At 74.0% G+C, this 3,601-nt stretch carries 3 protein-coding genes and 1 pseudogene; all 4 read left to right on the top strand.

The features are described from left to right. Positions 1–608: pseudogene (locus F2B26_RS14995) on the top strand (hypothetical protein); the annotation flags it as partial. 73 nt (positions 609–681) lie between these two features. Further along, positions 682–1,053, top strand: coding sequence for a carbon storage regulator CsrA (gene csrA / locus F2B26_RS17600; protein ID WP_159810733.1), 372 nt, complete (start codon positions 682–684; stop codon positions 1,051–1,053). Between the two features lie 85 nt (positions 1,054–1,138). Then, positions 1,139–2,758, top strand: a complete 1,620-nt coding sequence (locus F2B26_RS15005) for a methyl-accepting chemotaxis protein (RefSeq protein WP_159810735.1) — start codon at positions 1,139–1,141, stop codon at positions 2,756–2,758. A gap of 273 nt (positions 2,759–3,031) precedes the next feature. Continuing rightward, on the top strand, positions 3,032–3,601 hold a 570-nt coding region (locus F2B26_RS15010), incomplete at its 3' end, for an Hpt domain-containing protein (RefSeq protein WP_201292769.1).

Consider the following 3,601-nt stretch of genomic DNA (forward strand, 5'->3'; position numbering starts at 1 on the left):
TGGCCGGCGACCCGCTCACGCTCACCTCGGTGCTCGACGCGGTGCCGCCCGGTCCGCCGCCGCCACGTGGCCCTGGCCAGGTGCTCGCCCTCGTCGGCTCGACGGCCGACCTGGCGGCCGTGGTACCGCTGCTGGTCGACCGGATGCGGCTGGCCGTGGCCGATGTGGTGGCGGTCGGTGGGACCGGCCGGCTCGTGCTGGGCGCCCTCGGGGCGCAGGCGCCGACGCAGCTGGGCGACACGACGTCGATGACGAGCTGGCGGGCGCGTGCGGCCACGGCCCGGCACCCGTGGCTCGTCGTGGTCGAGGCCGAGTCCGACGCCGAGGGCCGGGCCCGGGCGGCCGAGCTGGTGGGTGCCTGCCGGCCGGACCAGGTGTGGGCGGTGCTGGACGCGCGGCTCAAACCGGCGGACGCCACCCGGTGGCTGGCCGACGTCGGCGCCCACCGTCCGGTGGACGCGCTGGCGGTGCGGGCCCTGCTGGACACCGCGGCGCCGGGTACGGTGCTCGGGCTGGGGCGGCCGGTGGCCTGGTTGGACGGGTTGCCGACCTCACGCCTGGTGTGGGCGGCGGTCCTGGGGCAGCCGCTGGACGCCGCGCTGGGCTGAGGCGGTGCGCCGGCGGCCCTGCTGGTCGGCGGGTGGTCCGTCGCCTGCGGCGACCGCACGGTAGGGTCACCCCATGCTGGTGCTCAGCCGTCGCGTGGGTGAGCGACTCCTCATCGGTGACGACGTCGTGGTGACCGTCATCGAGGTGCGCAGCGACGGTGTGCGGCTGGGGATCGAGGCGCCCCGGGAGATCCGGGTGCACCGGGCCGAGGTGCTCGAGGCGGTCCGTCGCAGCAACGTCGAGGCCGTCGAGGCGGATGACAGCACCGAGGCCGCGCTGCGTCGGCTGGTGGTGCCGCCCACGCCCGCCACCGGCCCTGCGGCGGAACCGGCCGAGGCTGCCGCCGGACCGATGTCCGCCGGGCCGCCGACCCCCGCACCGAGGCCGGGTCGCCCGGTCCCTGGTCCGTCGGCCGTGCGCCCCCGCGCCCCGAAGCCGCGCTGACAACTCCTCACACCAGCTGCTGCCTTGCCGATGAGCAGGCGAGGGGCGGTGTGCAACCGCGACCTCGGAACGGAGGTCCACGGCCATGGCGGCGCGCACGGAGACGGCCCGCAGGACGAGTGGTCGCACCCGAGGTGCGTGGTTCTGGGACCGGCCGATCGCCCTGCAGGTCGCCTCGGCGGTGGCCCTGCTGTCGGCGGTCTTCGTCGTCGTCGGTGGTGGCGGTGCCGTCGCGCTGTGGCACGCGGGCGTCAACCTCGAGCAGATGTCGGCCAGCACCACCGTGCAGAACGAGCTCGCGGCGCTGTCCAGCGGGCAGCTGCGCAGCCACACCTATGCCGTCCAGGTGGCCGCGGCCGACTCCTCGTCCCGTGACGTGCTGCTGCGCGCCTGGAAGGCCAACGACGCCGCGGTCGACGACCAGATCACCGCGTTCAGCGGTGAGCAGGGCGACACGTGGCAGCAGTTCGTCGCGGGTTGGAAGGCCTGGGAGACGGTGCGCGACACGACCGTCCTGCCCGCCGCCGAGCACGGCGACCTCATGGCGCTCGCCCAGGGTCTCGCCGTCCCGGCCGCCGACCCGCAGGTGGCGGGCACCCCGCTGTCCACCCTGCAGTCGCACAGCGACGCCCGGGTCGCCTCCGTGATGAGCAACGGTCAGCGAGAGATCCGCACCGTCATCGCGATCCTCATGGTGGCGTTCCTCGTCGGCGCGACCGCCTCGGGGCTGCTCACCGTCACCGTGACCCGGCGGATCACGCGCGCGCTGCACGGGGTCGAGGTCACGCTCACCGCGATGGCCGACGGCGACCTCACCACCCCGGTGGTGGTGACCACCAAGGACGAGGCCGGCCGGATGGCCGCGGCACTGGGTCGGATGCAGGAGTCGCTGCGCACCACGTTGTCGGAGGTGATCGCCGCAGCCGGACGGGTCACCGACGCCGTCGGTGGGCTCACGGCCGCGAACGGCCGGGCCGCCGGGTCCACCCGGGAGACGTCCAGCCAGGCCGATGTTCTCGCCGGGTCGGCCGAGCAGGTGTCGCGCAACGTGCAGGCGGTGGCGGCCGGCGCCTCGCAGATCCACCAGTCCATCTCCGAGATCGCGAGCAACGCGTCGTCGGCGGCCTCGGTGGCCGAACGGGCGACCGCGGCGGCGCGCACCGCGAACGAGCGTGTCGCGCGGCTGGGCGACTCGAGCCGGCAGATCGGCTCGGTGGTCAAGGTCATCACGCAGGTCGCCGAGCAGACGAACCTGCTGGCGCTCAACGCGACCATCGAGGCCGCGCGCGCCGGGGAGGCCGGCAAGGGCTTCGCCGTGGTCGCCGGTGAGGTCAAGGCGCTCGCCCAGGAGACCGCTCAGGCCACCGGGGACATCGCGCGCCAGGTCGAGGCGATCCAGCTCGACACCGGGGGAGCGGTCGAGGCGATCGAGGAGATCGGCTCCATCATCGAGGCCATCAACGACTACCAGACCACGATCGCCGCCGCCGTCGAGGAGCAGGCCGCCACCACCACCGAGATGTCCCGTGGCGTGGACGAGGCCGCGGCGGGGACCGAGCAGATCGCCGGGTCGATCGGCGGGGTCGCACGGTCGGCCGGGTCCAGCGCGGTCGTCGTCGACGAGGTGCAGCAGCAGATCGGCATGCTCACCCAGGCCGCCGACGAGATCCGCCGGTCGGTGTCCGGGTACCAGACCGGCCGCTGACGACGCGGGTGCGGCAGGTCGCCGCACCTGTCGTGGCCACCACGACGGTGGTCCTGCCCTGCCGTACCGGGTGGGGACGTGCGGGTCGCGCGACCGGTCGGGTCCCTCGTCCTGCGCACGTCCGGGTGCACGTACGTGCAGGTCGGAGGGGCGGCGTGAGCGCATCGTGCCGTGTCGTGAGCGGGGCTGGCCCTGGTCTCACGTCAATTTCTCAGGTTCGGTGCCCCCGCGTCGATGAGCAGTCTGCACGGGGGACTGACGAGGAGGACAGGCGTGGACGACAACGAGGACATCGTTCGTGAGTTCCTGGTCGAGAGCTACGAGAACCTCGACCAGCTGGACCGCGACCTCGTCGAGCTCGAAGGTGAGCCCGGCTCGCGGACGCTGCTGTCCAGCATCTTCCGCACGGTGCACACCATCAAGGGCACCAGCGGGTTCCTGGGCTTCGGGCGCCTGGAGCGGGTGACCCATGTGGGCGAGTCGCTGCTCGTGGAGCTGCGCGACGGCAAGCGTGAGATGGACCAGCGCACGACGGATGTGCTGCTGTCGATCACCGACACGGTCCGGGCGATCCTGGGTGCGGTCGAGCAGGACGGCACCGAGGGCGAGGTGGACGTCGACGAGGTCGTCGCGGCGGTCGAGGCCCTGCGGTCCGGTCAGGTTCCGGCGGCACCGGCCGCCGTCGAGCCGGTCCCCGAGGCGGCCGCCCCGGTCGAGGTGCCCGAGCAGGTCGAGCCGGTCTCCGAGGCGCTCGCGGCCGAGCCTGAGCCCCTCGCACCGGTGGTCGAACCCGCCGCCGAACCGGTCGCCGTCGCACCGGCTGAGGCCGAGCCCGCCGCCGTC

Source organism: Cellulomonas citrea (assembly GCF_009829685.1).
GTDB classification, from domain to species: Bacteria; Actinomycetota; Actinomycetes; order Actinomycetales; family Cellulomonadaceae; genus Cellulomonas; species Cellulomonas citrea.

Coding starts and splice junctions, on each gene's coding strand:
- F2B26_RS15005 (WP_159810735.1), top strand. CDS start 1,139: ATGGCGGCGCGCACGGAGACGGCCCGCAGGACGAGTGGTCGCACCCGA.
- csrA (WP_159810733.1), top strand. CDS start 682: ATGCTGGTGCTCAGCCGTCGCGTGGGTGAGCGACTCCTCATCGGTGAC.